Source organism: Rhodoferax ferrireducens (assembly GCF_031458075.1).
Taxonomy (GTDB): Bacteria; Pseudomonadota; Gammaproteobacteria; order Burkholderiales; family Burkholderiaceae_C; genus Rhodoferax_B; species Rhodoferax_B ferrireducens_A.
On sequence record NZ_JAVDXT010000005.1, the window covers coordinates 159,036 to 185,540 of the forward strand.

Sequence of the window (26,505 nt, forward strand, 5' to 3'; positions counted from 1 at the left end):
TGTGAAAAGAGCGAATTAAATCGTCATGCCGCCATCGACCGAGTACGTCTGGCCGGTCGCAAATATCGACTCGTCGCTGGCCAAAAATACCACAATGGGCACGATCTCATGGGCTTGCGCCAGCCGGCCCATGGGCTGGCGGGCTACAAAGGCCTTGCGCGCAGCGACCGGATCGGCGTTCGCGTTGATGCGCTCGTGCAGCGAGGGCGTATCCACCGTGCCCGGGGCGATGGCGTTGCAACGTATGCCCTGGGCCACATAGTCGGCAGCCACGCTTTTCGTCAGGCCAATCACCGCCGCCTTGGTGGTGCCGTAGACGCAGCGGTTCGGCAGGCCCTTGATGCTGCTGCAGACGCTGGCCATGTTGATGATGCTGCCGCCCCCCTGGGCCAGCATTTTGGGCAGCGCTGCCTGGATGGCCCAGAACTGGGCTTGCACGTTCAGCATGAAGGCGAATTCCAGGTCGCGGTTGCTGGCCTCCAGCACGGTGCCGTTGTGCACCACGCCCGCGCAGTTGAACAGCACGTCGATCTTGGGCATGCGCTCCACCACCGCCTGGATCGCCGACTGGTCCAGCACATCCAGCGGCAGCGCAGTGATATTGGCCACGCCCTCGTAGGACGCCAGCAGCGCCGGGTTCACATCGGTGGCCCAGACCTGGGCACCGGCCGCCGCCATGGCCAAGGCGGCCGCCTGGCCTATGCCCTGGCCCGCCGCGGTGACCAAGGCCGTTTTTCCGTGTAATCGCATGTATTGCTCCAGTGGTTTCAGGGTTTTGCCCGATGTAGGCGCGGATAATCTGTGGAATTATGAATTGGCCTTACCACTTGGCCAATTAAGGCTAACCCTTAATCCCTCCGTCTTTACCCCATCCCATGCCGCTGCAACCCCTGGAACCCCAACGCCTGTACCGCCAGATTGCCGAGCAACTGCGCGCCGGCATGCTGTCGGGCGAGTTTGCCGTGGGCACACGCCTGCCGGCCGAGCGCGAGCTGGCGGTGCAGCTGGGCGTGAGCCGCCCATCGGTGCGCGAGGCGCTGATTGCGCTGGAAGTCGAAGGCTGGGTCGAGGTGCGCACCGGCTCGGGCGTCTATGTGCTGGAGCGCAATGCACGCAGCCAGAGCTCCGCGGTAGCGTCCACAGAATCCGTATCGGCGGTCTCGCCCACCGAGTGGGGCCCGCTGGAGCTGATCCGCGCGCGCCGGGTGATCGAAGGCGAAACCGCCGCGCTGGCCGCCAGCCTGGCCCAGCCCGAACACATCCACGCCATGGAGCAGGCCCTGCTGACCATGCAGGCCGAAGCCGCCCAGGGCAGTGCGCCGCTGGACGGCGACCGTGCCTTCCACTCGGCCATCGTCCAGGCCAGCGGCAACGCAGTGCTGGTGGAGACCGTGCACAGCTTCTGGGACGCACGCCGCGGCCCGCTGTTCACCCGCCTCGGCGGCTACTTTGAAACCCCGCGCTCCTGGCGCACCGCGCTGAAGGAGCACCAGACCATCCTGGCCGCCATCCGCGCCCAGGACCCGGCCGCCGCCCGCGCCGCCATGCACGCCCATATGGACAAATCCCACAGCCGCCTCAGCGCCAGCTGGCAGCACGCCACCCCCGCATGAAAGAAACCACCATGGCCACGCCTCCCTTCATCCGCCTCCACCCCGCCGACGATGTGCTCATCGCCCGCGCCCAGCTGCTCAGCGGCACCAGCGTCGACGGCATCCCCATCAAAGGCCTGGTGCCACCCGGCCACAAGATCGCCACCCGGGCGATTGCCGCCGGCGAGCCGGTACGGCGCTATAACCAAATCATCGGCTTTGCCTCGCGTGCCATCACCCCGGGGGAGCATGTGCACACCCACAATCTGAACATGGGCACGGACAAAGGCGACTTCAGCCGCGACTACGCGTTTGGCGCCGATGTCAAAGCCGCGGCGCCGCGCCAGGAGGCCACGTTCATGGGCATCAAGCGCGCCGATGGCCGGGTCGCCACACGCAACTACATCGGCATCCTCAGCAGCGTCAACTGCTCGGCCACCGTGGCCCGGGCCATCGCCGCCCACTTCTCGCGCCAGACCAACCCGGCCGCGCTGGCCGACTATCCGAACATCGATGGCGTGGTGGCACTGACCCACGGCACCGGCTGCGGCATGGACGGCGAAGGCCTGGGCCTGCAGTTGCTGGAGCGCACCCTGGCCGGCTACGCCACCCACGCCAACTTCGGCGCGGTGCTGGTGATCGGCCTGGGCTGCGAGGTCAACCAGACCAGCGCCTGGCTGGCCCGCAGCAGCCTGCGCGAAGGCGACACCCTGCGCAGCTACAACATCCAGGACGCCGGCGGCACCCGCCAGTCGGTAGAGAAGGGCATTGCGCTGATCACCGATATGCTGGCCAGCGCCAACCATGTGCGGCGCGAACCCTGCAGCGCATCGCACATCACCATCGGTCTGCAATGCGGCGGTTCGGACGGCTATTCGGGCATCAGCGCCAATCCGGCACTCGGTGCGGCGGTCGATTTGCTGGTGGCCCATGGCGGCACCGCCATCCTGAGCGAAACCCCCGAGGTCTATGGTGCCGAGCATCTGCTGACCCGCCGCGCGGTGCAGCCGGCCATCGCCGAGAAGCTGATCGCCCGCATCAAATGGTGGGAGCACTACACCGAGATCAACGGCGGCGAGATGAACAACAACCCATCCCCCGGCAACAAGGCCGGCGGGCTGACCACCATCCTGGAAAAGTCACTCGGCGCGGTGGCCAAGGGCGGCACCACCAACCTGGAGGGCGTGTATGAATACGCCGAGCCGGTCACGGCACACGGCTTCGTCTTCATGGACACGCCGGGCTACGACCCGGTCAGCGCCACCGGCCAGGTGGCTGGCGGCGCCAACGTGATCTGCTTCACCACCGGCCGCGGCAGCGCCTACGGCTGCGCGCCCTCGCCTTCGCTCAAGCTGGCGACCAACTCGGCGCTCTGGCAGCGGCAGGAAGAAGACATGGACATCAACTGCGGCGAAATCATCGACGGCAGCAGCTCGGTGCAGGAGATGGGCCAGCGCATCTTCGAGCTGGTGCTGGCCACCGCCTCCGGCAGCCAGAGCAAGAGCGAGCGCCACGGCTACGGCCAGAACGAGTTCGTGCCCTGGCAGGTCGGCGCGGTCATGTAGTCAGGACGGGCTGGCGGGCCGCACCGAGCGGTAGACCTCGGTGCGGTGGCGGTGCGTCAGCACCAGCTGCCACAGCTGGCCTTGGCGGGCCCGGAAGAAGCCCGCGCAGCACAGCAGGTAGTACTGCCACATGCGGTAGAAGCGCGGGCTGTAGTGCGGGCTCAGCGCCGGCCAGGCCTGCTGGAATTTCTGGTACCAGGCCATCAGCGTGCGGTCGTAGTCGGAGCCGAAGTTATGCCAGTCCTCGATCAGGAAATGGCTCTCCACGGCCGCTGATATCTCCGCTGGCGACGGCAGCTTGCCGTTGGAGAACACGTATTTGTCGATCCAGCGGTCGGTGCTGCGCGAAGCCTCGTTCAGGCCAATGGTGTGCAGCAGGAACAGGCCCTCGGGCGCCAGCAGGCGCTCGGCGGTGGCGAAATAGGTGGCGTAGTTCTTGGCCCCCACATGCTCGAACATGCCGACCGAGACGATCTTGTCGAACTGGCCCTGCAGCTCCCGGTAGTCCATCAGCTTCAGCGCCACCGGCAGGCCGTGGCAGCGCTGCTGGGCCAGCGCCAGCTGCTCCTTGGACACCGTAACGCCGGTGACCGCCACGCCGTAGTACTGGGCCGCGAACTGGGCCAGCCCGCCCCAGCCGCAGCCTATGTCCAGCAGCGACTCGCCGCGGCGCAGCTGCAGCTTGCGGCAAATCATGTCCAGCTTGTCGAACTGCGCCTGCTCCAGATCCTGGGCGTTCTGCCAGTAGCCGCAGGAATAGACCATCCGGCTGTCGAGCATGGCTTCGAACAAATCATTGCCGGCGTCATAGTGCTGCTCGCCGACCTGGAACGCGCGCCGCCGCGACTGCAGGTTGAAGAAGCGGTGCCGCAGGTTCTCGGCCAGCAGCCGGACCCGGCCCCAGCCAACTGCGCGCGACTCGATATCGGTGCGCAGCAGGCGGGTGAACAGCGCGTCCAGCTGCTCGCAGTCCCAGTCGCCATCCACATAGGATTCGCCAAAGCCCAGCGACCAGTCGCGCAGCACCCGGTCAAACAGCCGCGGGTTGCGCACCTGGATGTCCCAGGGCCGGTCGCCGTTGATGCGCACATCGGCCGCGGCCAGCAGCTCGGCCACCACCGCGGGCACCGCCACCAGCGGCCGGGCGGTTTCGGCATGCGGAGCCCGCCGGGGCAGGCGTTCGTGCATGTCGCCCGCCGGCATGCCGGAAGCCGTGCTCCATTGCACCTTGCGATCGCTCATGCTGCATCCTTTCAGTCCAGCCCGGGGTGTTCCAAGCGTACGCGGAGAGCCCCGCAGCTGTAAGGAAATTACGTCAATTCAATCGATAGTTTTTGTAAATTTACACGCAAAAAAACCGCAGTTCGCAGACATTGAAACGCCTGGAAACAAATTAAAATTTAAACAAAAACCGACTCTGGCGCAAGCAGCAGCTGTGCAAGTAGCTATCTTTTAGATAGCATACAACCCACACTCAGATCACCGGCCCTAGCTCAGGTGTCTTCGCCTGCCGCAGGAAGCTGGCCACTGCATCGGCCGACATCGGCCGCGCAAAGTAATAGCCCTGCGCCTCGTCACAACCGAAGGCGCACAGCTGGTGCAGCATGTCGGCGGTTTCAACGCCCTCGGCGATGGTGCGCAGATTCAGGCTGCGGGCCATCTGGATGATGGCGCGCACGATGGCGGCATCGTCGGGGTCGGAGCCCAGATCGCGCACGAAGGACTGGTCGATCTTGAGCTTGTCGATGTCAAAACGCTTCAGATACGACAGGCTGGAATAACCGGTACCGAAATCGTCGATCGACAGCTTCACGCCCAGCAGCTTCAAGCGCTTGACGCAGTCCAGTACCCCTTCCACGTTCTGGATCAGGATCGACTCGGTCAGCTCCAGCTCCAGCAGCGCCGGGTGCAGGCGGGTTTCTTCCAGTGCATGGACCACCGACTGCTCCACGCTGCCGCGCTTGAACTGCACGGCCGAGAGGTTCACCGCCATGCACAGCGCAGGCAGTCCCTCGCGCTGCCAGGCCACAGCCTGGCGGCAGGCTTCACGCAGCACCCAGTCGCCAATCGGAATGATCAAGCCGCACTCTTCGGACACCGGTATGAAGCGCGCGGGCGACACCATGCCAAGCTGGGGGTGGTTCCACCGGATCAGGGCCTCCACGCCGATGATGGCGCCGCTGGCCAGATCGATCTGGGGCTGGTAATGCAGCACGAATTCGTTACGTTCCAGCGCGCGGCGCAGGCCATTGCGGATGAACTGGTGCTCGACCGCCTCCACGTCCATCGCCTCGTCGAAGAATCGGTAGGTATTGCGCCCGTCGCCCTTGGCTTTGTACATGGCCATATCGGCCTTTTTGAGCAGGCTCTCGAAGCTTGTGCCGTCTTCCGGGAAGATGGTCACGCCCATGGACACCGAGGTCGAAATTTCCTGGCCTGCGGCATCAAAGGGCAACTGCATCTGCTCCATAAGCTTGGCCAGCACCGGGATCGCATCGTCCACCTGGGCCAGGTCCGGCAGCAGGATCAGGAACTCGTCGCCGCCCAGCCGGCTGACGGTGTCGGTTTCGCGCAGACAGGCACTCAGGCGGAGGGCGATCTGCTGGAGGAAAGTGTCGCCGCTGTCGTGGCCCAGCGTGTCGTTGATGCTCTTGAAGTTGTCCAGATCCAGAAACAGCAACATCAGCCGCGCGTTGGCCCGGCTCGCATGGGCCTTGGCCTGCTCGAAACGGTCCTGCAGCAACAGACGGTTGGGCAGACCGGTGAGCGCGTCATGGAAGGCCTGGAACTGGATTTGCTGCTCGGCCAGCTTGCGCTGGGTAATGTCTGCCACGAGGAATATGTGGGCATCGGGTTGCCCGTCCGCAGTGAACAAGGGCGCGGTGGACAAGCTGATGTGGATGACGGAGCCGTCGCGGCGTTGCCGTACCAGCTCGACCTGGTTGAGCGACTCCCCATTCCGCAACCTGGTGGCAATGTCTTCGTACTCCTCTGCCTTGTCCTTTGGGATGAAGCGCACCCTGTGGCCGATGGCCTCTTCGGCGCTCCAGCCAAACATCCTCTGTGCAGCCGGGTTCCAGCTGCTCACAAGGTTGTTGAGGTCGCTGGTGTAGATGGCCAGTGGCGAGTTCTTGACCATCGACTCCAGCCGCGCATTGCTGGCTGTGAGCTCGGCGCCGGAGCGCATGATCTCTTCGCGCATCCGATTGACGGCATTCGCCACGTGATCCAGCGCGTCGGGGCGCCAGCGGCCACCGTCCTGGCGGTTGAGTTGCAGCGGCAGCTCACTCGACACATTCTTTGAAAACTGCAGCAGATAGCCGGCAATATGTTCCAAGTGTTGGCCCACCAAAGCCTGGAAGATCAGCAAAACAAAGGCGGTGACCAAAAAGGTCTTGATGGCGTTGCTCACCAACATGGCGATGAATTTGGACCACAGCCGCGACACCACGTTGTCCACGCTGGCCACCACCTGCAGCTCGCCAATCATTACGCTCTCACCAGCATTACCGCGGTTCAGGGGGAAGACGGTTTCGATCTGGCGCTTGGAGGACCGCGCGCCCGCGGACCACTGGGTCTTGCCATCAGAAACGATACCCACGTACTCGATATCGCCCAGGTTCATCAGGCCGTTGAGGTGGTTCTGGATCTGGGTGGGCTCCAGCACCCAGACGCTTTCCACCAGGGTGGGCAGATACACCTTGCGGATCGATTCCACCCGCTCATGGATACCGCGTATGTCCCCCTGGTAGTCCAGGTAGAGCTCCACCGCGGTAATGACGGTGGTGACGGCAGAGCTGAACAAAACCACAGCCAGCATGATCTTGCGCGCAATGCCGTTGTTGCGAACCAGTGCCTTGCTGAAAAAATTCACTTTAAGAACGTCGGCAAGTTTCATCAGCTCTCCAGCTGCTGGGTTTGCATCCAAGATGATGGGGGCGTTCCCGCCCGCTTTGGGAGCCCTCAGAACGTGTCCACGATCTTAAAACCTGGGCGATCTTGAAACCATGCGGATATACGCGCGTGCCATAGCCACTCGGCCACAGTGTACGTGTCGCAGTCAGAGCGGAGACCGACATTTAAACCCTGTCCCAGCTACAAAGCCGGGGTATAGATACCCAGGTAGCGAGAGCGGCCTGCTTCCCGGAATCCATTCACCCCTGTTAGGGATGGCCGCCTTGACTCACGTTCAGGTGCGCTGCAACAATTCAGGTCTTCATTGGCCGGGCGAAACACCATGTACAACCGATGCCGGATCGCTTCCTTCACCCAGGTATCGGCCGTCGCCAGCGGTTTGGGGAGGAAAGCCGCGACAACCGCGGTCGCGCAAGAAGGAGGTGCTGTCGTCAGCGGCGCCAGTCCCAAATCTAAATGGCTGCGCTCGTGGCTCAGCTTGTTTTCGGCCCTTTTGCTCTTTGCCCATGGCAGCGCCATCGGCGTGGAAATCGTGCGCTATCCGATCCCTGAGAGCGCTGCCGACCAGCGCTACGACTATCCACGAAAACTACTGGAACTGGTGCTGTCCAAGACCCGCACCGCATACCGGGTGGAATACCCCACGGTTTCGATGAGCCAAAACCGACAGATCGTCGAGTTGGAGGCCGGACGAATGATCGACGTTGCTCCGCTTCCATCTTCCGCCGAACGGGAAGCCAGGCTACTGCCGATACGCGTTCCTCTCAACAAGGGCTTGCTGGGTTGGCGGCTGGGCCTGGTTCGCAAGGGTGATACCGACCGTGTTGCGCAAGTAAAAACACTGGCCGACTTGATGGGCGTGCGCCTTGCCCAGGGGCAAGATTGGCCAGACACGCAGATACTGAGTGGCAACGGCCTTGAGGTAATCAACGGCTCCAACTACGAAGGCCTTTTCAAGATGCTGGAGAGCCAGCGCTTCGACTACTTTCCCCGCAGTGTGATGGAAATCTGGGACGAACAAGAAGCCCACGCCAGTACGCTCGAAATCGAACCGCATCTGGCCCTGCACTATTTCTACGACAGTTATTTCTTCGTCAACAAGCGCAACACCAAACTCGCCGCAGACATCACCGAAGGCATGGAGAAGGCCGTCGCCGACGGGTCGTTCGACAAGCTCTTCAATAAACATTGGGGCGAGCGTGTGCGCAAGGCTAGGCTGAATGAGCGCACGGTTATCGAGTTGCGCAATCCCTTGCTGACGCCGGAAACGCCCTCGCACCGGAGCGAGCTGTGGTACGGCGTGCGGCGCTGACCCGTGCGGCTGTTGCGGGTATGAGCAAAGCAGCCGCCTCTGGCCAAATAACGCAGCGGCGCTGATTTCTTTGCTTCCGCTTTTTCCCATGCCGCGTTAACCGCACTACGTGCCCTTGGCGATGACAGGCTTTTGTTAGCCGCTCTAAGAGGGGAGGCCGAAATTTAAACCCTTTTCCAGGTACGAAGTCGGGGTATAAATATCCTAGCATTCAGCTGTCGCTGCCGTGGCGATCTCCACAACGCATACCACCGAGGAACTCAAAATGGCAAAAGGCAAAAGAGTTCCGCTCTCTCATTCATTGAGACTTTGGTTATCGGCCATGCTCGCCATAACCGTGGTGTCCCATGTTGCTTATGCCGAAGACCTGGTTCTGGTCGCAGCCGACAGCCGTCCCACGGCATACATTGCGAACGGTAAACCGACAGGCATTCTGGTGGACGTGGTGACCGAGGCCTTCCGACGATCTGGCCAATCCATCAAGATCCAGTTAATGCCCTGGGCGCGCTGCCTGGCGGAAGTGCGCGATGGCAATGTCGATGGAATATTCTCGGTTTTTAAACTACCCGAGCGAGAAGCGTTTCTGGCGTACACCGACATTCCGGTGATTACCCAGGTCGAGGTATTTTTTGTCCACACAGATTCCAAGATCCAGTTCAACGGCAATCTGACCGCTTTATCGAATCACAAGGTTGGCGTGATCCGGGACACGAGTTACGGCCCGGAAATCGATAAATTAGTCAAGAACGGCACCTGGCCAAAGGTCACCTATACCAGCAGCGTGGACAGCCTGGTGGCCATGCTTGCAGCCAAGCGCATCGATATTTCGCCAAGCTACCGCGCGGTATTTCTGGATGCCGCCAAACAGGCGGGCTCCATAGGCAAGATCAGGGAACTGACTCCCGCCGTGGAATCCATCCCCAGCTATCTGGCGTTCAACAAAAAGCGCGATTACACCCAAACCATCGTCAAATTCAACAAGGCGCTGGCGTCCATGAAGACAGACAAATCCTTCGATGCCATCTACGCCAAGTACTTGAACTAGCGGCGGACAGCGGGCTACGGTGCCGCTGCCAGCAAACTCCGCAAACTGGCTTCCAGATGCTCGGTAGGCAGCCGCGTAAACCCAGACCGCGCAAAGCGCTGTAGCCGCCCGGCGACAAAAGAGGCCAGCACCGAGGCCCGCACCTGGGCATCCACCGTGGGGGTGTCGCTACCGGCGCTGGCGGTGCGCAGGCATTGGCGCAGCGTGGCCTCGATCTTGTCGAAGAACAGGTTCATGCGCTGCTGCAGGCGCTCGTTTTCAAACACCAGGGCATCGCCGACCATCACCCGGGTCATGCCGGGGTTCTTCTCGCCGAACTGCAGCAGCACCGAGACGATGCGGCTGGCCTGGCGCAGGCCGTTGCCGTCGTCGTTCGCCATGATCTGGTTGACCAGCGAGAACACCGACTGCTCGATGAACTCGATCAGGCCTTCGAACATCTGCGCCTTGCTGGCGAAATGCCGGTACAGCGCGGCTTCGCTGACCTCCAGCCGGGCGGCCAGCGCGGCGGTGGTGATGCGCTCGGCTCCCGGCTGCTGCAGCATGGCGGCCAGGGTTTGCAGAATCTGCACCCGGCGCTCGCCGGGCTTGGGCCGCTTGCGCGGCGCAGCGGTGTCCAGCAGCTCGGCGTCGTGCTCCACGGCGGCCTAGCTCGAACGGATCATGGTGCCGAAGGCCTGGTCGCTCAGGATCTCCAGCAGCAGCGCATGCGGCACCCGGCCGTCGATGATGTGCACCGCCTTGACGCCGCTCTTGGCCGCGTCCAGCGCGCCGGCGATCTTGGGCAGCATGCCGCCCGACAGGGTGCCGTCGGCAAACAGGCCGTCGATGTCGGCCGCGGTCAGGTCGGTCAGCAGCTCGCCGGCCTTGTTCAGCACGCCGGGAATGTTGCTCAGCATCAGCAGCTTCTCGGCCTGCAGCTGGATCGCCAGCTTGCCGGCCACCACGTCGGCGTTGATGTTGTAGCTCTCGTTGTTCTCGCCAAAGCCGATCGGGCTGACCACCGGGATGAAGGCATCGTCCTGCAGCGACTTGACCACGCTGGCGTCTATCGATTCGATGTCGCCGACCTGGCCGATGTCGTGCTCTACGCTGGGGTCGGTGTTATCCGCCATGCGCAGCTTCTTGGCGCGGATCATCGCGCCGTCGCGGCCAGTCAGGCCCACGGCCTTGCCGCCGGCCTGGTTGATCAGGCCCACGATGTCCTGCTGCACCTGGCCGGCCAGCACCCATTCGACCACTTCCATGGTTTCTTCGTCGGTGACGCGCATGCCCTGGATGAACTGGCCCTTCTTGCCGAGTCGCCCCAGCGCGGCCTCAATCTGCGGGCCGCCGCCGTGCACCACCACCGGGTTGATGCCGACCAGCTTGAGCAGCACCACGTCTTCGGCAAAAGCCTTTTGCAGCGCTGGCTCGGTCATGGCGTTGCCGCCGTATTTGATGACCATGGTCTTGCCGTGGTACTTGCGGATGTACGGCAGGGCCTGGGCCAGGATGTCGGCCTTGTCACGCGGGGCGATGGGGGTGGTCATGGTGCGGTTTCCCAAAAAAAGCGGATTAAAGCAGGGCTGGATGACGGAACAGCTCAGTGGTGGTGGCCGTGCTCGCCGTGTACATGCTGGTGCGCCACCTCTTCATCCGACGCGGCACGCACGCTGACCACCGTCACGGTGAACTGCAGGGCCTGGCCGGCCAGGGCGTGGTTGCCGTCCAGCAATACCTCGGGGCCTTTGATCTTGACCACGTTGTAGATGTGCTCGCGGCCGTCGTCGCTGCGGCCCTTGAGCTGGCCTCCGACCTTTACGCCGGGCGGGAATTCGCTCTTGGGGATGCTGCGCACCAGGGTTTCGTCGCGCAGGCCGAAGGCGTCTTCAGGTTGCAGGTTCAAGGTGACCTGGTAGCCGGCCACACGGCCCTCCAGGGCTTCTTCGATCTTCGGCAAGGTGTTGTTGTAGCCGCCGTGCAGGTAGACCATCGGGTCTTTGGGTGCTTCAATCAGCTTGCCCTTGGCGTCCGCGACTTTGTAGCGCAGGGTGACGGCGGTGTTTTTTTCGATTTTCATGGAGGACTCGGTAAATAGCTCGATAAGGGGTTGCGTGGCTTATTTTCGCGCACGCCGCCCACTGCCCGAATTTTTACGCAAAATCGGCCACCAGCGCATATTCCACCTGCGCTAGCAGCTATCAAAAGTATTGCAGACTCAGGCCAAGACCTTGTCGCCACCCAGCATCTGGGTAAAGCGCGCGGGGTCACTGCCGTGCACCGGCGCTGCGTCGCCCCAGGGCCAGCCGCCGAACTGGGTACGCCGGTAATCGGCCATGGCCTGCTCGATCTCGGCCCGGGTGTTCATCACGAAGGGGCCGTACTGCGCCACCGGCTCGCCCAGCGGCCGGCCTTGCAGCAGCAGGAATTCGCTGAGCTCGGGGCCGTTGACCAGCTCCACATCCACGCCGGCGTCCAGGCCGACGACGGCATGGCTGGCCAGCGCCTGGCCGGCGATCTGCACCGACCCGCCCTTGAAGAAGTACAGCTGGCGCCGGGTCTGCGCGCCCGCGGCGGCCGGCAGGGTCCAGCGCGCGCCGGGCTCCATGCTGATGGTCCAGATGGCGATGTCGGCATCGGCCTGGGCCGCAAAGGAATCGGGTGGCGGCGCCAGTGGTTTGACATCGCCCAGCTGGCCGGCGGTGACCAGCACCTGGGTGCTGCGGCCCTGGGCATCGGTATGGCTGTAGCGCGGCACGTCCTGCTGCCAGAACATGGTGAAGTGCGGCTCCACCATCTTGTTGCGCGCCGGCAGGTTCAGCCAGATCTGGAACAGCTCCAGCGGGTTCGGCTGGGCTTGGTCGAGCAGCGGGAACATCTCAGCATGCACGATGCCGCGGCCGGTGGTCAGCCACTGCACATCGCCGGCGCCGTAGCGGGCGCTGGCGCCCAGCGAATCCGCATGGTCGACCAGGCCCTTGCGCACCACGGTCACGGTCTCGAAGCCGCGGTGCGGGTGCGGCGGAAAGCCGGGCACGGTTTCACCGTGGTACATGCTCCAGCCGTCCTTGCGGCTGAAATCCTGGCCGATGGCGCGGCCAGCCAGCGAGGTGGCCGGGCCGAGATTCGCATTCGCCTTCGGGTAGGCGTCGTCGTGGTAGGCGCAGAACAGGAACGGGTCCATGGTTTCCCAGGGGAAACCTAGCGGTTTGACATGCAGAACAGGCTGGCTGGCGGATATGTTGGTCACGGCGGGCTTTCCTTCAAAACGGATAAATGGGGTCGGCAGGCCGGGATTCAACCGGCGGCAGCGGCTGGGCTAGCGCTAACCCAAACTCGACGATACACTGCCCCGGCAACCAGGAGACCCGTCTTATGGCAGTCTATGTTTTGGCATTGCTGATCGGCGTGATCGCAGGCCTGCGCGCCATGACGGCGCCGGCCGCCGTCAGCTGGGCCGCGCAGCTGGGCTGGTTGCCGGTCACGGGCACGCCGCTGGCCTTCATGGGCTTTGCCTACACACCCTACATCTTCACCCTGCTGGCCGCCATCGAGATGGTCACCGACCAGCTGCCCCAGACCCCGAGCCGCAAGGTGCCCATGCAGTTTGGCGCGCGCCTGGCCAGCGGCGGTCTGTGCGGCGCCACCATAGGCACTTCGGTCGGCGCCCTGCTGCCCGGCCTGGTGGCCGGCGTGGCCGGGGCGGTGATCGGCACACTGGGCGGCGCGCTGGCCCGCGGCAAGCTGGCCAAGTCCTTCGGCAAGGACCTGCCGGCGGCGCTGCTGGAAGACCTGGTGGCGGTCGTCGGAGCCATCGTCATCGTGTCTACACCGCTCACGCTATGAACCACAGTTTCGACGCCATCATCGTCGGCGCCGGCCAGGCCGGGCCCCCGTTGGCCGGGCGGCTGACGGCTGCCGGCCAGCGCGTGGCGCTGGTGGAGCGCCAGCTGTTCGGCGGCACCTGCGTGAACACCGGCTGCATGCCGACCAAGACCTTGATCGCCAGCGCCCGCGCCGCCCATGTAGTGCGCCGCGCGGCCGAGTTCGGCGTGCAGATCGCCGGCAACCTGGCCATGGACATGCAGGTGGTCAAAGCCCGCAAGGACAAGGTGACGCTGGACGCGCGCCACGGCGTCGAGTCCTGGCTCAAAGGCATGGCCGGCTGCACCGTGTTCGAAGGCCATGCGCGCTTCGAATCGGCGCGCAGCCTGCGCGTGGGCGATGCGCTGCTGAGCGCCGAACGCATCTTCCTGAACGTCGGTGGGCGCGCCTCCATCCCCGAGCTGCCGGGCATCCACGAGGTGCCCTATCTGACCAATACCTCGATGATGGCGCTGGCCGAGCTGCCGCGGCACCTGGTCATCGTCGGCGGCAGCTACATCGGGCTGGAATTCGCCCAGATGTACCGGCGTTTCGGCAGTGCAGTGACGGTGGTCGAGCGCGGCCCGCGCACCATCTCGCGCGAAGACGCCGAGGTGTCCAGCGCGGTGCAGGCCATCCTGGAGCGCGAGGGCATTGCCTTCCATTTGAACGCCGACAGCATCCGCTTCGCCCGGCGCGGCAGCGACATCGCGGTCGGCACCACGGCCGGGGCCGAAGTCGTTGGCTCGCACCTGCTGGTAGCCGTGGGCCGCCGGCCGAACACCGACGATCTGGCGCTGGACAAAGCCGGCGTGGCGCTGGATGCGCGCGGCTACATCGCGGTAGACGAGCAGCTGCAAACCAATGTGCCCGGCATCTACGCGCTGGGCGACTGCAATGGCCGCGGCGCCTTCACCCACACGGCCTACAACGACTTCGAAATCGTCGCCGCCAACCTGCTGGACGGCGCCAACCGCAAACTCAGCGAGCGCATCGACACCTATGCGTTGTATATTGATCCCCCGCTGGGCCGCGTAGGGCTGAGCCCGGCGCAGGCACGCAAGGCCGGCCATGGTGTACGCATCGGTATGCGGCCCATGGCCCGGGTGGGCCGGGCGGTGGAAAAAGCCGAGACCGACGGCTTCATGCAGATCGTGGTGGACGCGCAGACCCAGGCCATCCTGGGCGCCACCATTCTGGGCGTGGGTGGTGACGAGGCCATCCACAGCATTCTCGACATGATGGCCGCCAAGGCGCCGTACCCGGTGCTGCAGCAGGCCATGCACATCCACCCCACGGTGGCTGAGCTGATCCCCACCCTGCTGGGCGAATTAAAGCCCTGACGCCGGAAGGCTTGTGCCGTGGCAGACACCGCGGCACAGGCAAACAAGAGTACAAAGCCTGGCATGCCGTGACCCGTTCACAGGCAGACGAAATCAGGCGTTGGCGCTGATAGGTCCTACGCTATCAGCTATCTTTTAAAGAGCAAACTATCTTTGGGAGACACTATGCACCAGCCTACCGACGCGCAGTTCCAGTACCTGACGGGACAGTCGCGCCCGAGCTTTGCGGCCCTGCTGCCGCATTTCGACATCCTCAGCGCCGACGTGGCCAGCGCCGGCATGCTGGACATCCGCTACGGCGACGGCCACCGCGAGTGTTTTGACTTCTTCCCGGCGCGCGGCCGGCCGCGGGCCACGCTGCTGTACTTCCACGCCGGCTACTGGCAGTCGCGCGACAAATCGACCTTCCGCTTCATCGCCCCGGCCTTCACCCGGCGCGGCCTGCATGTGGCCCTGGTCAACTACCCGCTGTGCCCGCAGGTCTCGCTGGGCGAGCTGGTGGACGCCACACGGCGCGCGGTAGTGGCCGTACACCGCCATGTGCTGGCGCGCGGCCAGGGCGATCTGCCGCTGCTGGCCAGCGGCCATTCGGCGGGCGGCCATATCGCAGTGGAACTGGCGCTGACCGACAAGCTGGCCCATGGCGATACCGACCCCAGCCCGCGCATCCACGGCGTGCTGGCCATCAGCGGCGTCTACGACCTGGCGCCGCTGGTCGACACCACCCTGAACCGGGCGCTCGGCCTGGATGCCGAAAGCGCCCGCCGGCATTCGCCTATAGGCCGGGTCGGCGCGGTGGCGGCGCCCGCGCTGTTCGCCGTGGGCGGGGCCGAGACCCGGGCCTTCCTGGTCCAGACCCAGCGCATGCACACGGCCTGGCAAGACGCCGGCCACCCCAGCACCCAGCTGATGGTCGACGGTGCCGACCACCTGACGGTGCTGGAAGACCTGGTGGCCAGCGACAGCAGCCTGCACGGTGCGGTGCTCGACTGGATCGACCAGGCCGTAGCCCAGGCGCAGGTCCAAACGGCTTAGGCCCGGCCCACTTGGTTGTGGGCGAACCTACGCCCTAGGAGAGACAGCATGCATCTGGAAGGCTCCTGCCACTGCGGCAGCGTGAAGTTCTCGGTCGAGTCGCACGAGCCCGTGCCCTTCATGCGCTGCTACTGCAGCATCTGCCGCAAGACCGCCGGCACCGGCGGCTACGCCATCAACCTGGGCGCCGACCACCGCACGCTGCGCTTCACCGGCAAGCGCTATCTGAGAATCTACCAAGCTACCATCCAGCAGGGCGACGCGGTGCGCCACAGCAGCGGCCAGCGCCACTTCTGCAGCCGCTGCGGCACGGCGCTCTGGCTGTGGGACCCGGCCTGGCCCGACCTGGTGCACCCGCACGCCGGCGCCATCGACACACCGCTGCCGACGCCGCCCGAGAACGTGCACTGCCTGCTGGATTCCAAGGCCCCGTGGGTGCAGGTCGAAGGCCGCAAGGGCGACCCGCGCTTTGGCGGCTACCCCGACTTTTCGCTGGCCGAATGGCATGCGCAGCGGGGGCTGACGTCGGGTGCGCAGGCCGCCAAAACTCCACGCAAAACCAAGCGTTAGCGCAGGAAGAACAAGCGCAAGAAGCTGCTATTTTTATAGCAAATCAGACAACCGCCGCTGCAACCTGTTTGGGGAAATCCGTCGACGCAGCCAATCCGCGCCACTGCGCGGTTTCGCGCTCTACGAACGCATGCTTGTCGGCAATGGTTTGCAGCGTGTCGGTGCCCAGTGGCAGGCGCAGCGGCGGGGTTGGCGATGTCACCAGGGCCAGCAGCGCCTGGGCCAGCCGCAGCGGATCGCCGGGCTGCTGGTGGTTGATCTGTGTCGCGGCCACGCGCACCTGGCCGGCGCTGGCGGCGTAGTCGTCCAGGATGCGCGGCGACACGGCCAGCGATGCGGCATCCAGAAAGTCGGTGCGGAAGTAGCCCGGCTGCACCGCCGTCACGTGGATGCCCAGCGGCGCCAGCTCGGCGTGCAGGGCTTCGGTCAGGCCTTCGACCGCGAACTTGGTCGAGCAGTACAGGCCAAAGCCCGCCGCCGACTGGTAGCCGCCCAGCGACGAAATGTTGATGACGTGGCCCTGGCGGCGCGCGCGCATGGCGGGCAGCACGGCGCGGGCCACGTTCAGCAGGCCGAACACATTGGTCTCGTACAAGCGGCGCACCTCGTCGGCGCTGGCTTCTTCCACCGCACCCAGCAGGCCGTAGCCGGCGTTGTTGACCAGCACGTCGATGCGGCCAAAGCGGTCCAGCGCGGCTGCCACGGCGCGCGCGGCCTGGGCTTCGTCAGTCACGTCCAGCGGCAGAGCCAGCAGCGCGGCGTTGTGGCCGAAGCGCTGCTGCAGCGCAGCCGCGTCACGGGCGGTGGCGACCACGGCGTCGCCCTGGGCCAGCGCGGCCTCGGTGATGCGCGCGCCTATGCCGCGCGATGCGCCGGTGACCATCCAGATGCGGGGAAAAGAAGTGTTGCTTGTCATGGTGACGTCCTTGAATCAATGTTGCGGTAGGGCAATGTAGTTTTTGCATCCGCATCTGAATAGCTGGCAATCGCTGGCTTCATAATCAAGAAATTCATGACAATGTAGAACCCCATGGCTATCAACGAACTGCGCGCAGTTGCCACCTTCGTCAAAGCCGCCGAACTCGGCAGCCTGCGCCAGGCCGCCGCGGCGCAAGGCATCAGCCCGCAGGCCGCCAGCCAGGCGCTGGTGCAGCTGGAGCAGCACCTGGGCGTGCGCCTGTTCCACCGCACCACGCGCAGCCTGAGCCTGACGGAAGAGGGCGAACAATTCCTCCACGCCGCCCAGCCCGGCCTGTCCACGCTGCAGCGCGCGCTGCATGGGGCACGCCGTGGCCGGGAGGAAATTGCCGGGCCGCTGCGCATCGTGGCGCCGCGCTCCCTCATGCTGGAGGTGCTGTGGCCGGTGCTGGAGGAATATTGCCGCCGCCATCCGCAGATCGAACCCGATGTGCAGATGGACGACCGCCTCAGCAACTGGGTGGAAGACCGGGTCGATGTCGGCTTCCGCGCCGGCCAGCCCCCGGAGGGCGGCGTCATCTCGCGCCGGCTCATGCCCTTGCAGCTGGTGGTCTGCGCCGCCCCGGCCTACATCGCGCAGCATGGCGCACCCACCAGCATCGATGCACTGGCCCAGCACCGCTGCAGCGGCTTTCGCCATGCGAGCACCGGCAAGCCCATGCCCTGGGAATTCAAGGTGGGCGATGAGGTGGTGGCACGCAATATCACAGCCGCGCTGCTCAGCAACGATGTAGAGCTGGAAGCGCGCGCCGTGGTGGCCGGCCAGGCGATTGGCCAGCTGGTCGGCACAACGGCCGCGCCGCTGGTGCGCGCCGGGCAGCTCGTGCCCTTGCTCACCGCCCACGTGGCCGACCACCTGGGCCTGTACGTGTACTACGGCAGTCGCAGCGCCCAACCGTCGCGGGTGCGCGCCTTCATCGACCTGGCGGTGGAGCGGCTGGTGGGTAATACGCAGTTCGTGCTGCAGCCGCACGAGCTGGCGGCCGGCGTCAGTTCGCCACCAGCACCGGCTGCTCGCGGTAGACGCCGGGCAGCAAGGTCTTGAGGTTGGCGATCTTGGGCAGGTCGTAGCGGGCGATGTACAGCGCGTCGGGGTGCAGGGTCGCGTAGTTCTGGTGGTATTTCTCGGCCGGGTAAAAGCCGCTGAGCGGGCTCAGCTGGGTGACGATCTTGGCCGGAAAGACTTTGGCCGCATCCAGTTCGGCGATGTAGCGCTCGGCCAGCGCCTTCTGGCTGGCATCCGCGTAGAACACCGCCGAGCGGTACTGCGGGCCCACATCCGGGTACTGGCGGTTCAGCTGGGTCGGGTCGTGGGCGACCGAGAAGTAGATCTGCAGCAGCTGCGCATAGCTGATCTGCCGCGGGTCGAAGCGCACCTGCACCGCCTCGGCATGGCCGGTGCCGCCGCCGCTGACGCGCTGGTAGTTGGCGTCGGCCGGCGTGCCTCCCGCATAGCCGGACACGGCCTGTAGCACGCCCGTGGTGTGCTGGAACACCGCCTGTATGCCCCAGAAGCAGCCACCGGCGAACACCACGGTGTCCTCCGCCGGGCTGGCCGGTGCCAGGCCGGCCAGGGCCTGGGCTGATGGCGGCGGAATCGGCACCGGCTTCTCGGCCACGGCGCTCGGGCTCCAGTACAGCGCGGCCAGCACCACCACGCCGGCCATGCACAGTAGGCTGGCCTTGGAGATGGCAAAACGGGAAGCGGTTGGGGATACGGTCAAGCGTGCCATGGTGGATCTTGGGTTTGAGTGGGATGCGGAACACCAAGTTCCGCACATGGCCATTCGTCGGCGCAGCGTTCCAATCCTTACATGCGGCCAGCGAAGGCCTTGCGCACTACAGCAACACCAGGCTCTGCGCCAGATGGCTGTACACGGCATGCACGCGGCGCAAATGGCGCGATTCGGTGTGCGTCAGCAGCCAGAGCTCGGTCTGGGCTTCGTCCAGCACATCGCCGAGCTGGCGCAGGTCATTGCGGCGCTGCGCCAGGAACAGCGGCAGCACGCCAATGCCCAAGCCCTGGGCTACCAGCTCGGCCACGGTGAGGATGCTGTTCACCCGGTAGGCGGGCGCCACCTTGGGGAAATGCTTTTTGCGCCAGAGCACCGACGGATGCTCGGGCAAGGCATCGTCGGGCGCGATCCAACTGGCCTGGCCCGCGGTATCCAAGTCCACCACGCCAGCCTGCAGGCCGGCAAACAACGCCACGCGGATCGGGCCTATGTGCTTGCCCACCAGATGCGGCGGCGGGCGCTGGGTGGCACGCACCGCAATGTCGGCATCGCGCCGGGTCAGGCTGGCCAGCTCGTTGCCCGCATGCAGCTCGTAGCTCAGCAGCGGATGGAGCGTGCGCAGCTGCGGCAGCGCCGGCGCCACCAGCGCGTGCAGGACGGTATCGGTGCTGGTGATGCGCACCGCGCCCGCGACCTGCTCGGGCCGGACCTGCGCGGCCGAGCGCGCAGCCTCCAGCTGGGTTTCCATCTGCTCGCCGCGGCTGGCCAGCTCCTGCGCCAGCTCGGACGGCAGATAGCCAGTGCGCGAGCGCGCGAACAGGCGCTGGCCCAGGCCTTTTTCGACGCGCTGGATACTGCGAAACACGGTGGACGCATCCACCGCCAACCGTTCACCCGCCGCCGCCAGGGTGCCGGTGCGGACCAAAGCCAGCAGCGTTTCCACATCGGCCGCGCTCAGTTTGTATTGCGTTGGTGCATGCATGGTTTGTAGCGCTGCCTATTTTCATTGTGCTAGCGCAATCCTACATTTCCTGCATCTCCACTGCATAGGCCCCCACCATGCTCACCCTTATCAGCCACCCGCTATGCCCCTATGTACAGCGCGCCGCCATCGTGCTGGCAGAAAAGAACCAGCCTTTTGAACGCATCCACATCGACCTGGCACACAAGCCCGACTGGTTCTTGCAGCTCTCGCCCCTGGGCAAGACGCCGGTGCTGCAGGTGGACGACCAGCCGATTTTTGAATCGGCCGTGATCTGCGAATACCTGGACGACACCGCCGGGCCACGCCTGCACCCCGGCGACGCTCTCGAGCGCGCGCAGCACCGCGCCTGGATGGAGTTTGGCTCCGCCATGCTGAACATGATTGCCGGCTTCTACAACGCGCCCGACGAGGCCGCACTGGACCGCAAAGCCGCCGAGCTACGCGCCCAGTGGGCACGCTTGGAGGCCGCATTGCAGGACGGCCCCTACTTTGCGGGCCAGCAGTTTTCGATGGTGGATGCGGTCTTCGGTCCGGTATTCCGCTACTTCGACGTGTTCGACAGCCTGGGCGACTTCGGCTTCTTTGCCGCCACGCCCAAGGTCAGCGCCTGGCGCCTGGCTTTGGCCGCCAGGCCATCGGTGGCTGGCGCCGTGGGCAGCGACTACCCCGCGCTGCTGCGCCGGTTTGTAAGCCAGCGCCCCTCTGCCCTGGCGCGGCGCCTGGCTGCGCCGGCCCTGGTTTAAACATCAGGCCGGCTTGTTCACAAAACCCACCACCAGCCCCTTGTCGGTCACCGTGATGCTGCCCGGCTGCAAACCCATGGTGTCGGCCAAGGCCAGGTCTTGCGGGCGCAGGGTGTCCAGCACCACCTCTTGCAGGGACTGCGCGGCCAGGGCCGGGCCGTAGGCGTTCAGCAGCTCGGCCGCCGCGGGCTGCAGGCCGGGGAACTGCAGGTTCTTGAACTGCAGCTGGTGGGCGCGGATGCTGCGGTCGCTGGCCTCGTAGCGCAGCGCAAAGTCCACGTCGAAGCTGCCGGTATAGCTGCGCCGCAGCGCCGGGCCTGCGGCCTCGACCTGCATGGCCGCCGCCAGCCGGTTCTGCGCGGGCAGCAGGCCCAGGCGCGGCGCCTGCAGGTCCAGGTTCAGCAGGCCTTCGACCGGGTAACGCAGCGGAAAACGCTGGGCCACGGTCTGCTGCAGGACTTGTATCGACACGGTGTAGCTGGGCTGGGCCAGCGCCTGGCCTGTAACGGCTACACCCACCCCCAGCAGCGCCAGCCGGGCGCTGGCCACCAACAAATATCTGCGTTGCATAAGTCTCCTTGCCCCCGTTGGGGCCGCCGGGCGGGCCAGAGTTCCGGCACGGGTCGCCACGGTCGTCACTTTTACAAATAAAAACTGCCTCTGGCGCAGGCAGAACAAGCGCAACATGCTATCGATACAGGAGCACATGAACACCCCCTCTCACACCAGAGGTCGGAATACACTGTGCATTGTTTTGAACCTGATGCCATGAGAGCCTCGCCATCGCCGAGCTAGCCCATCAGGTCCACCACCCGAGAAATCCCCATGCACCGCGCCGCCTGGCCTCCATTGACAAATAACTGAACGCAGATTGCTGTGGTGCCCGCATTTCGCTGAAGTGCGCGTGACCCCGCCTGCTGCTTCGCGCCTGCGGGACTGCGCTCCTGCAGGTACCCCCTTGCCTCTTTCAGACGCCTCCTATGCACCGCATCGGACGGGTCGGGGCACCCTGTTATTTGTCTTGGATACCCACATGCAGTTTTTAAACACCCTGGTGGCGCACGCCATCCCCTGGCTTCCGCGCGCGCTGGTCCAGAAAATCTCCCGACGCTATATCGCTGGCGACGACCTCGCCCAGGCGGTGGCACGCATCCGCCAGCTCAACGCCCAAGGCTTTAGCGTCACGGTCGATGTGCTGGGCGAGACGGTTGCCACCGCACAGCAAGCCGAAAACACCGCCCGCGCTTACCAGCAGGTGCTGCACGCCATCCAGCACCATGGCTTGGACGCCGGCATTTCCGTGAAACCGACGGCCCTGGGCTTGCTGCTGGACCGGCAAGAGTGCGCACAGCGGCTGGAGCGCCTGGTGGCATCGGCTGCCCAGCGCCAGACGACCGTATGCATCGACATGGAAGATGTGCGCTGCACCCAGCTGGAAATCGAGCTGTTTTCCCAGCTCACCAAGCACTACGGCAACATCAGCATGGCCCTGCAGGCCTACTTGCGGCGCAGCTACCAGGACATAGAGCCGCTGCTGCGCCCCGGAAACAGCCTGCGCATCTGCAAAGGCATTTATCGGGAGCCGCCAGCGCACCTGGTGGACGCGGCCGGGCGCGACCGCAGCGCCATCAACCCGCATTTCCTGGCCCACGTCGCGCGCTGCCTGGACACCGGCACCTTCGTGGCTATCGCCACGCACGATGCCGCCCTGCTTGAGCAGGTCGTCGCGCTGGTACGCAGCAAGCGCGCCGATCCCGCGCAATTCGAGTTTCAGATGCTGCTCGGTGTATGCGAACCCTTGCGGGACCGGCTGCTGGGCATGGGCTTCAAGGTGCGCATTTATGTGCCCTACGGCAAGGACTGGTATGGCTACAGCATCCGGCGCATGAAGGAGAACCCGCGCATCGCCGGGCATGTGGCAAGGGCCATGGTCGGCCTCTAACCCCCGGCGGTTTACACCGCGTTGCCTTGCGCGTCGACCTCGTAGGTCGTGACCTCGAACTTGGCCAGGGTGTTCTGCCCAAAGGCCATGGTGATGGGCACATCGCCGGCGTCCCGTCCCCGGGCCATGACCACGCGGCCGATGCGCGGCGTGTTGTGGCGCGCGTCAAAGGTGTACCAGCGGTCGCCCAGGTAGACCTCGAACCAGGCGCTGAAGTCCATCGGGTAGGGCACCGGCGGGATGCCGATGTCGCCCAGGTAGCCGGTGCAGTAGCGCGCCGGAATGTTCATGCAGCGGCACAGGGTGATGGCCAGATGCGTGTAGTCGCGGCACACGCCCGTGCCTTCGCGGAAGCCCTCCACCGCAGTGCGCGTGGCACGCGCTGCCATGTAGTCGAAGCGGATATGGTTGTGCACGAAGTCGCAGATGGCCTGCACCCGGGCCCAGCCCTTGGCGGTCTGGCCAAACTGGTTCCAGGCGAACTGCAGCAACTCGCTGTCCACCTCGCAGTAGCGGCTGGGCAATAGAAACTGCAGGGTCGATGTGGGCAGGCCCGTGGGGTCGTGCTGCCAGGCGTTCCAGTTCACCTCGTCGGGCAGGCCGTGGTCGCGCACCACGGCCTGGCTCTGGAAGCGCACCTGGTTCACCCCGGCCGGCGCATTCACCCGGCCGCACAGGTTGCCAAAGGCGTCGTAATACTCCTCGGGCACCAGGCCGGGCTCCACCTGGATGTGCTGCGGCGCCCACAGGTCGCCTCGGCGCGAAGGGTGTACGTGCAGCAGATAGATGAACGCCATCGGTGCAGTGATGGCGAGTTCAATGTCGAAACCAATTTTGATGTGCATGGGGCCATCCGGTCAGGGCGCGGTGTGTGACGACCTCGACCTGTTCGAACTCGCAGATGCACAGTGTGCGCCCGCATGCTGCACTGCAACAGGGGGGCAGCGGCCCGCAGGCGTGTAAGACGCGTCCTACGTAGCCGCCCCCTTGGATGGCGAGCTAGCCGCGGGCCGGAATCGCCAGCCCCCGGACCACCGCTGGCCGCTCCACAAACGCCGCCAGCACGCGCTGCACATTGGCGAACTCGGCAAAGCCGACCAGCTCGCCCGCGCCGTAGAAGCCCACCAGGTTGCGCACCCAGGGGAAGATGGCGATATCGGCAATCGTGTAGTCCTCACCCATCATCCAATTGCGGCCTTGCAGGTGCTGGTCCAGCACGGTCAGCAGGCGCTTACTTTCGGCCAGGTAGCGGTCGCGCGGGCGCTTGTCTTCAAAGTCCTTGCCGGCAAACTTGTGGAAGAAGCCGACCTGGCCAAACATCGGCCCGATGCCGCCCATCTGGAACATCAGCCACTGCAGACATTCGTAGCGCTGGGCCGCGTCGTGCGGAATGAACTTGCCGGTCTTCTCGGCCAGGTAGACCAGGATGGCGCCCGATTCGAACAGCGCCAGCGGCTTGCCGCCGGGTCCGTGCGGGTCCAGGATGGCCGGGATCTTGTTGTTCGGGTTCAGCGACAAGAAGGCCGGCGAGGTCTGGTCGTTCTTCTCGAAGCTCACCAGGTGCGGCTCGTAGGCCATGCCCATTTCTTCCAGCAGGATCGACACCTTCACGCCGTTGGGCGTGGGCAGCGAATACAGCTGCAGGCGCTCGGGGTGCTGGGCAGGCCATTTCTGGGTGATGGGGAAGGCGGAAATATCGGTCATGTGCGGGGTCCTGTGGGAGTCAAAAGCTACGGCGAAAAGCTATGGCGCATTCGCCGCATGGAACATTTTGGCGGCAGCCTGGCGCGGCCGCGCTTTACACACAAAAATGTCCATTCGCGCAATCCGGGTGTGCACCAGCAGCTATGCAATCAGGAGTGATCTGTGCACTCAATACGGCAAGGCAAAGCCGTTGCGGCCGGCGCTGATGCGCGAAATGGTCGGCTTGTCGCCCACCATCTGCGCCGTCAGCGACACGCTGGCGCCGGGCACCAGCAGGCTGCGGTCGCCGGGGCGAAAGCTGACGATGGGCGCGTCCGGTGGCACCACGATGGCCCGCGCGCCGTCCTTGTACTTCAGCTGCAAGGTGCGTCCATTGGTGGCGGTGACCACATCGGCCACCGTGGCATTGGTCATGGTGCTCTGCGGCAGCAGGTCGAACGGCCGGTGCCCCTCGCCCACGCCGCGCGCGGATTCGGGGAACACCATCACCGCAATGGCGCGCTCAGAGCCGTCGGCCTGCGGCATGGCCGCCGTGCCGATGAAGCTGCCGGGCTGGATGTCGCCCATGGCCAGCGGGTAGACCTCGGACACCGGCAGCGCATCGGGCAACACCAGTTGCACCACCTCGCCGCCGCGGTCCTTCACCGTCAACAGGCCCGGCGCCACGCTCTGCACCGTGCCACGCACCCGCACGCTGGCCGCCGGCGGCGCCACCGCCTGGGCTAGACACAGGTTCGCAGCCAGACACAGGGCCAGTACCGCAGTGCGGCGGGTCGTCAAAAGCATGGGGGGCTCCAAGGTGATGAAGCTGTGCAGTGTAGGCAGGCCCGCGCAGATACCGGAGTGCAGGGCTATTCGGGCACCGGGTCTACATGGAATCGGGCTCTGGCGCAGGTAGATCCTGCGGCAGCCGCTAGCAAAATAGTAGTAAGTCAGCCCAGCAGCAAACCCTGCAAGCGCTGGTGCGCCGCGTTGTCGACCTCGGCGGGTTGCTGCTGCTTGGCCTGCAGGTAGCGGTGGGTAAAGACGTCCAGATAGGCCTCCAGCGTCTGCGCGGCGTGCGGCTCGCCGGCCAGCTCCAGGCACAGGGCGGCCACCTCGGAGGTGCAGAAGTGGTCGTCGCGCCGGGACCGGCGCAGCTTGTAGCGCGAGATGCGGTCGGCCTGCAGGCTCAGCACCGGCAGCCGGTCGAGGTACGGGCTCTTGCGGAACATCTTGCGCGCCTCGGGCCAGGTGGCGTCGAGCAGCACGAACAGCGGGCGTTTGGCCTCGGCGTGTGCCACGGGTGGCAGCAGCTCGGTCACCACCCGCTCGGGCGCCACAAACTCGCCGGGGAACACCAGGTAGGGCTGCCACTGCGGGTCGGCCAGCAGGGTGAGTAAATCCGGGTCGACCTCGGTGCGGGCCCAGCCAAAGGCCGAGGTATCGGCCACCACGTCGGCAATCAGCCAGCCGGTGTTGCTGGGCTTCAGCGGCTCGATGTCGGCCATCAGCAGGCAGACGCCGGCCTGGCTCGGATGCCTGGGCAGCGCCGGGCGCAGCGCGCACATGCAGTGGCTGGGCGCCAGGCGGCAGCCCGTGCAGCGCTCCACCTTCGAGCCACCGCGGGCGAGAAAGGGCTTGGCGCTGCGGGCCAACCGGCTGGTGCGCAGGCGGGAGACTGCGTGGGGTGGGAGGTGGGACATGGGGACGGTGGGTGACTCGGCAGGGTCTGCATTGTCGACGCTGCGGCTGTCCCGCCATACGGCCCGGCCTCCCGCCGCTTGCCAGGCGGTGGCGCCAGCTTCACACCGGCTGGTTGTGGCTGCCGTCGCACAGCGGCTTGTGGGCAGAGCCTTTGCAGCCGCAGAAGTACACCTCGCGGCTGGCGGTGGCGCTGTACTTCACGGGGCTGAACGGGCCGTTCTGGTGCGACCCGTCGCAAAACGGCTGGTGCTTGCTCTGCCCGCAGGCACACCAGTAGTAGTCCTTGCCCTGTTCGACCACGACGGCGAACGGCGTATCCGAAGCCCGGACTGGAGAGGTCATTGGGAGCCTCCTTTGCATTGTGTGGAATGCATGGGGGAGTTTGCTACCAAAGCGGGCTGTGCACCATGGCCTGGCCGGGCATCACCCTACAGACGGAAGGGGGCGAACACTGCGATGGGCTGGATTTAAAGGAAATCGGGCCCTGGCGCAGGTAATACATGCGCTA

General features: G+C 65.2%; 27 protein-coding genes. 11 read left to right on the forward strand and 16 right to left on the reverse strand.

All coding sequences use genetic code 11. The features are described 5' to 3' along the window. Positions 1-15: 15 nt before the first annotated feature. Entirely contained in the window at positions 16-750 is a 735-nt protein-coding gene (locus J2X19_RS21750) for an SDR family oxidoreductase (protein ID WP_310376456.1), read from the reverse strand. A gap of 125 nt (positions 751-875) precedes the next feature. Between J2X19_RS21750 and J2X19_RS21755 the strand changes: the two genes are divergently transcribed. Next, positions 876-1,613, forward strand: a complete 738-nt coding sequence (locus J2X19_RS21755; protein ID WP_310376458.1) for a FadR/GntR family transcriptional regulator — start codon at positions 876-878, stop codon at positions 1,611-1,613. Continuing rightward, on the forward strand, positions 1,610-3,157 hold the full coding sequence (locus J2X19_RS21760) for a UxaA family hydrolase (RefSeq protein ID WP_310376460.1): 1,548 nt from the start codon (positions 1,610-1,612) through the stop codon (positions 3,155-3,157). The genes J2X19_RS21755 and J2X19_RS21760 overlap by 4 nt, the downstream gene beginning before the upstream one ends. Here the strand turns inward: J2X19_RS21760 and cfa are convergent, their stop codons facing one another. Both cfa and J2X19_RS21770 read right to left on the reverse strand, forming a co-directional pair. Then, the gene (gene cfa, locus J2X19_RS21765) at positions 3,158-4,345 is read right to left on the reverse strand and encodes a cyclopropane fatty acyl phospholipid synthase (RefSeq protein ID WP_310376883.1); all 1,188 of its coding nucleotides are present in this window, start codon (positions 4,343-4,345) and stop codon (positions 3,158-3,160) included. Between the two features lie 286 nt (positions 4,346-4,631). Next, complete coding sequence (locus tag J2X19_RS21770; protein WP_310376462.1) at positions 4,632-7,055, reverse strand: bifunctional diguanylate cyclase/phosphodiesterase; 2,424 nt, start codon at positions 7,053-7,055, stop codon at positions 4,632-4,634. A 339-nt stretch (positions 7,056-7,394) separates the two neighbouring features. Here J2X19_RS21770 and J2X19_RS21775 point away from each other — a divergent pair, with 339 nt between their 5' ends. Both J2X19_RS21775 and J2X19_RS21780 read left to right on the forward strand, forming a co-directional pair. Continuing rightward, positions 7,395-8,384, forward strand: coding sequence for a substrate-binding periplasmic protein (locus J2X19_RS21775; RefSeq protein ID WP_310376464.1), 990 nt, complete (start codon positions 7,395-7,397; stop codon positions 8,382-8,384). A 265-nt stretch (positions 8,385-8,649) separates the two neighbouring features. Further along, positions 8,650-9,429: a substrate-binding periplasmic protein gene (locus tag J2X19_RS21780; RefSeq protein ID WP_310376466.1), complete on the forward strand. Its 780-nt coding sequence runs from the start codon at positions 8,650-8,652 to the stop codon at positions 9,427-9,429. 14 nt (positions 9,430-9,443) lie between these two features. Here J2X19_RS21780 and slmA read toward each other — a convergent pair whose 3' ends face one another. From slmA to J2X19_RS21800, 4 genes are all read right to left on the reverse strand, one after another. Continuing rightward, complete coding sequence (slmA, locus tag J2X19_RS21785) at positions 9,444-10,070, reverse strand: nucleoid occlusion factor SlmA (protein WP_116606831.1); 627 nt, start codon at positions 10,068-10,070, stop codon at positions 9,444-9,446. Between the two features lie 6 nt (positions 10,071-10,076). Beyond that, positions 10,077-10,961, reverse strand: coding sequence for an acetylglutamate kinase (gene argB, locus J2X19_RS21790; RefSeq protein ID WP_310376470.1), 885 nt, complete (start codon positions 10,959-10,961; stop codon positions 10,077-10,079). A 53-nt stretch (positions 10,962-11,014) separates the two neighbouring features. Continuing rightward, positions 11,015-11,491 (reverse strand): FKBP-type peptidyl-prolyl cis-trans isomerase, encoded by a 477-nt coding sequence (locus J2X19_RS21795; RefSeq protein WP_116606829.1) that lies wholly within the window; start codon positions 11,489-11,491, stop codon positions 11,015-11,017. 138 nt (positions 11,492-11,629) lie between these two features. Beyond that, positions 11,630-12,652 (reverse strand): pirin family protein, encoded by a 1,023-nt coding sequence (locus tag J2X19_RS21800; RefSeq protein WP_310376884.1) that lies wholly within the window; start codon positions 12,650-12,652, stop codon positions 11,630-11,632. A gap of 134 nt (positions 12,653-12,786) precedes the next feature. Between J2X19_RS21800 and J2X19_RS21805 the strand changes: the two genes are divergently transcribed. The 4 genes from J2X19_RS21805 to J2X19_RS21820 all read left to right on the forward strand — a co-directional run bounded on the left by J2X19_RS21805 (position 12,787) and on the right by J2X19_RS21820 (position 16,223). After that, positions 12,787-13,257: a DUF4126 domain-containing protein gene (locus tag J2X19_RS21805; RefSeq protein ID WP_310376473.1), complete on the forward strand. Its 471-nt coding sequence runs from the start codon at positions 12,787-12,789 to the stop codon at positions 13,255-13,257. After that, a complete protein-coding gene (locus J2X19_RS21810; protein ID WP_310376475.1) occupies positions 13,254-14,618 on the forward strand; it encodes an FAD-containing oxidoreductase in 1,365 nt (454 codons plus the stop codon). Before J2X19_RS21805 ends, J2X19_RS21810 begins: the two co-directional genes overlap by 4 nt. 165 nt (positions 14,619-14,783) lie before the next feature. Then, on the forward strand, positions 14,784-15,653 hold the full coding sequence (locus J2X19_RS21815) for an alpha/beta hydrolase (protein WP_310376476.1): 870 nt from the start codon (positions 14,784-14,786) through the stop codon (positions 15,651-15,653). Positions 15,654-15,701: 48 nt separating this feature from the next. After that, the gene (locus J2X19_RS21820) at positions 15,702-16,223 is read left to right on the forward strand and encodes a GFA family protein (RefSeq protein WP_310376478.1); all 522 of its coding nucleotides are present in this window, start codon (positions 15,702-15,704) and stop codon (positions 16,221-16,223) included. Positions 16,224-16,266: 43 nt separating this feature from the next. On the opposite strand, the gene J2X19_RS21825 is transcribed toward J2X19_RS21820, so the two are convergent. Then, a complete protein-coding gene (locus J2X19_RS21825) occupies positions 16,267-17,139 on the reverse strand; it encodes an oxidoreductase (protein WP_310376480.1) in 873 nt (290 codons plus the stop codon). Between the two features lie 114 nt (positions 17,140-17,253). On the opposite strand from J2X19_RS21825, the gene J2X19_RS21830 reads away from it, so the two are divergent. Beyond that, positions 17,254-18,246, forward strand: a complete 993-nt coding sequence (locus J2X19_RS21830; RefSeq protein WP_310376482.1) for a LysR family transcriptional regulator — start codon at positions 17,254-17,256, stop codon at positions 18,244-18,246. Here the strand turns inward: J2X19_RS21830 and msrA are convergent. Both msrA and J2X19_RS21840 read right to left on the reverse strand, forming a co-directional pair. Beyond that, positions 18,191-18,934, reverse strand: a complete 744-nt coding sequence (gene msrA, locus J2X19_RS21835) for a peptide-methionine (S)-S-oxide reductase MsrA (protein WP_310376484.1) — start codon at positions 18,932-18,934, stop codon at positions 18,191-18,193. The two genes, J2X19_RS21830 and msrA, sit on opposite strands and share 56 nt — an antisense overlap. Positions 18,935-19,040: 106 nt before the next feature. Beyond that, positions 19,041-19,919: a LysR family transcriptional regulator gene (locus J2X19_RS21840; RefSeq protein WP_310376486.1), complete on the reverse strand. Its 879-nt coding sequence runs from the start codon at positions 19,917-19,919 to the stop codon at positions 19,041-19,043. A 77-nt stretch (positions 19,920-19,996) separates the two neighbouring features. Between J2X19_RS21840 and J2X19_RS21845 the strand changes: the two genes are divergently transcribed. Next, entirely contained in the window at positions 19,997-20,665 is a 669-nt protein-coding gene (locus J2X19_RS21845) for a glutathione S-transferase family protein (RefSeq protein ID WP_310376488.1), read from the forward strand. 3 nt (positions 20,666-20,668) lie between these two features. Here the strand turns inward: J2X19_RS21845 and J2X19_RS21850 are convergent, their stop codons facing one another. Then, complete coding sequence (locus J2X19_RS21850; protein ID WP_310376490.1) at positions 20,669-21,235, reverse strand: DUF1439 domain-containing protein; 567 nt, start codon at positions 21,233-21,235, stop codon at positions 20,669-20,671. Positions 21,236-21,698: 463 nt separating this feature from the next. Between J2X19_RS21850 and J2X19_RS21855 the strand changes: the two genes are divergently transcribed. Beyond that, entirely contained in the window at positions 21,699-22,607 is a 909-nt protein-coding gene (locus tag J2X19_RS21855) for a proline dehydrogenase family protein (protein WP_310376492.1), read from the forward strand. Positions 22,608-22,618: 11 nt separating this feature from the next. Here J2X19_RS21855 and J2X19_RS21860 read toward each other — a convergent pair whose 3' ends face one another. The 5 genes from J2X19_RS21860 to J2X19_RS21880 form a co-directional block, all read right to left on the reverse strand. After that, complete coding sequence (locus J2X19_RS21860; RefSeq protein ID WP_310376494.1) at positions 22,619-23,452, reverse strand: transglutaminase-like domain-containing protein; 834 nt, start codon at positions 23,450-23,452, stop codon at positions 22,619-22,621. Between the two features lie 154 nt (positions 23,453-23,606). Then, complete coding sequence (locus J2X19_RS21865; RefSeq protein ID WP_310376495.1) at positions 23,607-24,311, reverse strand: glutathione S-transferase N-terminal domain-containing protein; 705 nt, start codon at positions 24,309-24,311, stop codon at positions 23,607-23,609. A 168-nt stretch (positions 24,312-24,479) separates the two neighbouring features. Then, positions 24,480-25,097 carry a hypothetical protein gene (locus tag J2X19_RS21870; protein ID WP_310376497.1) on the reverse strand — a complete coding sequence of 206 codons (618 nt, stop codon included), beginning with the start codon at positions 25,095-25,097 and terminating at the stop codon, positions 24,480-24,482. 146 nt (positions 25,098-25,243) lie between these two features. Then, positions 25,244-25,996, reverse strand: coding sequence for a tRNA-uridine aminocarboxypropyltransferase (locus J2X19_RS21875; protein WP_310376499.1), 753 nt, complete (start codon positions 25,994-25,996; stop codon positions 25,244-25,246). 100 nt (positions 25,997-26,096) lie between these two features. After that, positions 26,097-26,339, reverse strand: a complete 243-nt coding sequence (locus tag J2X19_RS21880; RefSeq protein WP_310376501.1) for a CDGSH iron-sulfur domain-containing protein — start codon at positions 26,337-26,339, stop codon at positions 26,097-26,099. Positions 26,340-26,505: the final 166 nt, after the last annotated feature.

Excerpts from the sequence above, each read along its gene's own strand:
- J2X19_RS21750 (WP_310376456.1), bottom strand. The coding sequence starts at position 750 with ATGCGATTACACGGAAAAACGGCCTTGGTCACCGCGGCGGGCCAGGGC.
- J2X19_RS21755 (WP_310376458.1), top strand. The coding sequence starts at position 876 with ATGCCGCTGCAACCCCTGGAACCCCAACGCCTGTACCGCCAGATTGCC.
- J2X19_RS21760 (WP_310376460.1), top strand. The coding sequence starts at position 1,610 with ATGAAAGAAACCACCATGGCCACGCCTCCCTTCATCCGCCTCCACCCC.
- cfa (WP_310376883.1), bottom strand. The coding sequence starts at position 4,345 with ATGCACGAACGCCTGCCCCGGCGGGCTCCGCATGCCGAAACCGCCCGG.
- J2X19_RS21770 (WP_310376462.1), bottom strand. The coding sequence starts at position 7,055 with ATGAAACTTGCCGACGTTCTTAAAGTGAATTTTTTCAGCAAGGCACTG.
- J2X19_RS21775 (WP_310376464.1), top strand. The coding sequence starts at position 7,395 with ATGTACAACCGATGCCGGATCGCTTCCTTCACCCAGGTATCGGCCGTC.
- J2X19_RS21780 (WP_310376466.1), top strand. The coding sequence starts at position 8,650 with ATGGCAAAAGGCAAAAGAGTTCCGCTCTCTCATTCATTGAGACTTTGG.
- argB (WP_310376470.1), bottom strand. The coding sequence starts at position 10,961 with ATGACCACCCCCATCGCCCCGCGTGACAAGGCCGACATCCTGGCCCAG.
- J2X19_RS21795 (WP_116606829.1), bottom strand. The coding sequence starts at position 11,491 with ATGAAAATCGAAAAAAACACCGCCGTCACCCTGCGCTACAAAGTCGCG.
- J2X19_RS21805 (WP_310376473.1), top strand. The coding sequence starts at position 12,787 with ATGGCAGTCTATGTTTTGGCATTGCTGATCGGCGTGATCGCAGGCCTG.
- J2X19_RS21810 (WP_310376475.1), top strand. The coding sequence starts at position 13,254 with ATGAACCACAGTTTCGACGCCATCATCGTCGGCGCCGGCCAGGCCGGG.
- J2X19_RS21815 (WP_310376476.1), top strand. The coding sequence starts at position 14,784 with ATGCACCAGCCTACCGACGCGCAGTTCCAGTACCTGACGGGACAGTCG.
- J2X19_RS21820 (WP_310376478.1), top strand. The coding sequence starts at position 15,702 with ATGCATCTGGAAGGCTCCTGCCACTGCGGCAGCGTGAAGTTCTCGGTC.
- J2X19_RS21825 (WP_310376480.1), bottom strand. The coding sequence starts at position 17,139 with ATGACAAGCAACACTTCTTTTCCCCGCATCTGGATGGTCACCGGCGCA.
- J2X19_RS21830 (WP_310376482.1), top strand. The coding sequence starts at position 17,254 with ATGGCTATCAACGAACTGCGCGCAGTTGCCACCTTCGTCAAAGCCGCC.
- msrA (WP_310376484.1), bottom strand. The coding sequence starts at position 18,934 with ATGGCACGCTTGACCGTATCCCCAACCGCTTCCCGTTTTGCCATCTCC.
- J2X19_RS21840 (WP_310376486.1), bottom strand. The coding sequence starts at position 19,919 with ATGCATGCACCAACGCAATACAAACTGAGCGCGGCCGATGTGGAAACG.
- J2X19_RS21845 (WP_310376488.1), top strand. The coding sequence starts at position 19,997 with ATGCTCACCCTTATCAGCCACCCGCTATGCCCCTATGTACAGCGCGCC.
- J2X19_RS21850 (WP_310376490.1), bottom strand. The coding sequence starts at position 21,235 with ATGCAACGCAGATATTTGTTGGTGGCCAGCGCCCGGCTGGCGCTGCTG.
- J2X19_RS21855 (WP_310376492.1), top strand. The coding sequence starts at position 21,699 with ATGCAGTTTTTAAACACCCTGGTGGCGCACGCCATCCCCTGGCTTCCG.
- J2X19_RS21860 (WP_310376494.1), bottom strand. The coding sequence starts at position 23,452 with ATGCACATCAAAATTGGTTTCGACATTGAACTCGCCATCACTGCACCG.
- J2X19_RS21865 (WP_310376495.1), bottom strand. The coding sequence starts at position 24,311 with ATGACCGATATTTCCGCCTTCCCCATCACCCAGAAATGGCCTGCCCAG.
- J2X19_RS21870 (WP_310376497.1), bottom strand. The coding sequence starts at position 25,097 with ATGCTTTTGACGACCCGCCGCACTGCGGTACTGGCCCTGTGTCTGGCT.
- J2X19_RS21875 (WP_310376499.1), bottom strand. The coding sequence starts at position 25,996 with ATGTCCCACCTCCCACCCCACGCAGTCTCCCGCCTGCGCACCAGCCGG.
- J2X19_RS21880 (WP_310376501.1), bottom strand. The coding sequence starts at position 26,339 with ATGACCTCTCCAGTCCGGGCTTCGGATACGCCGTTCGCCGTCGTGGTC.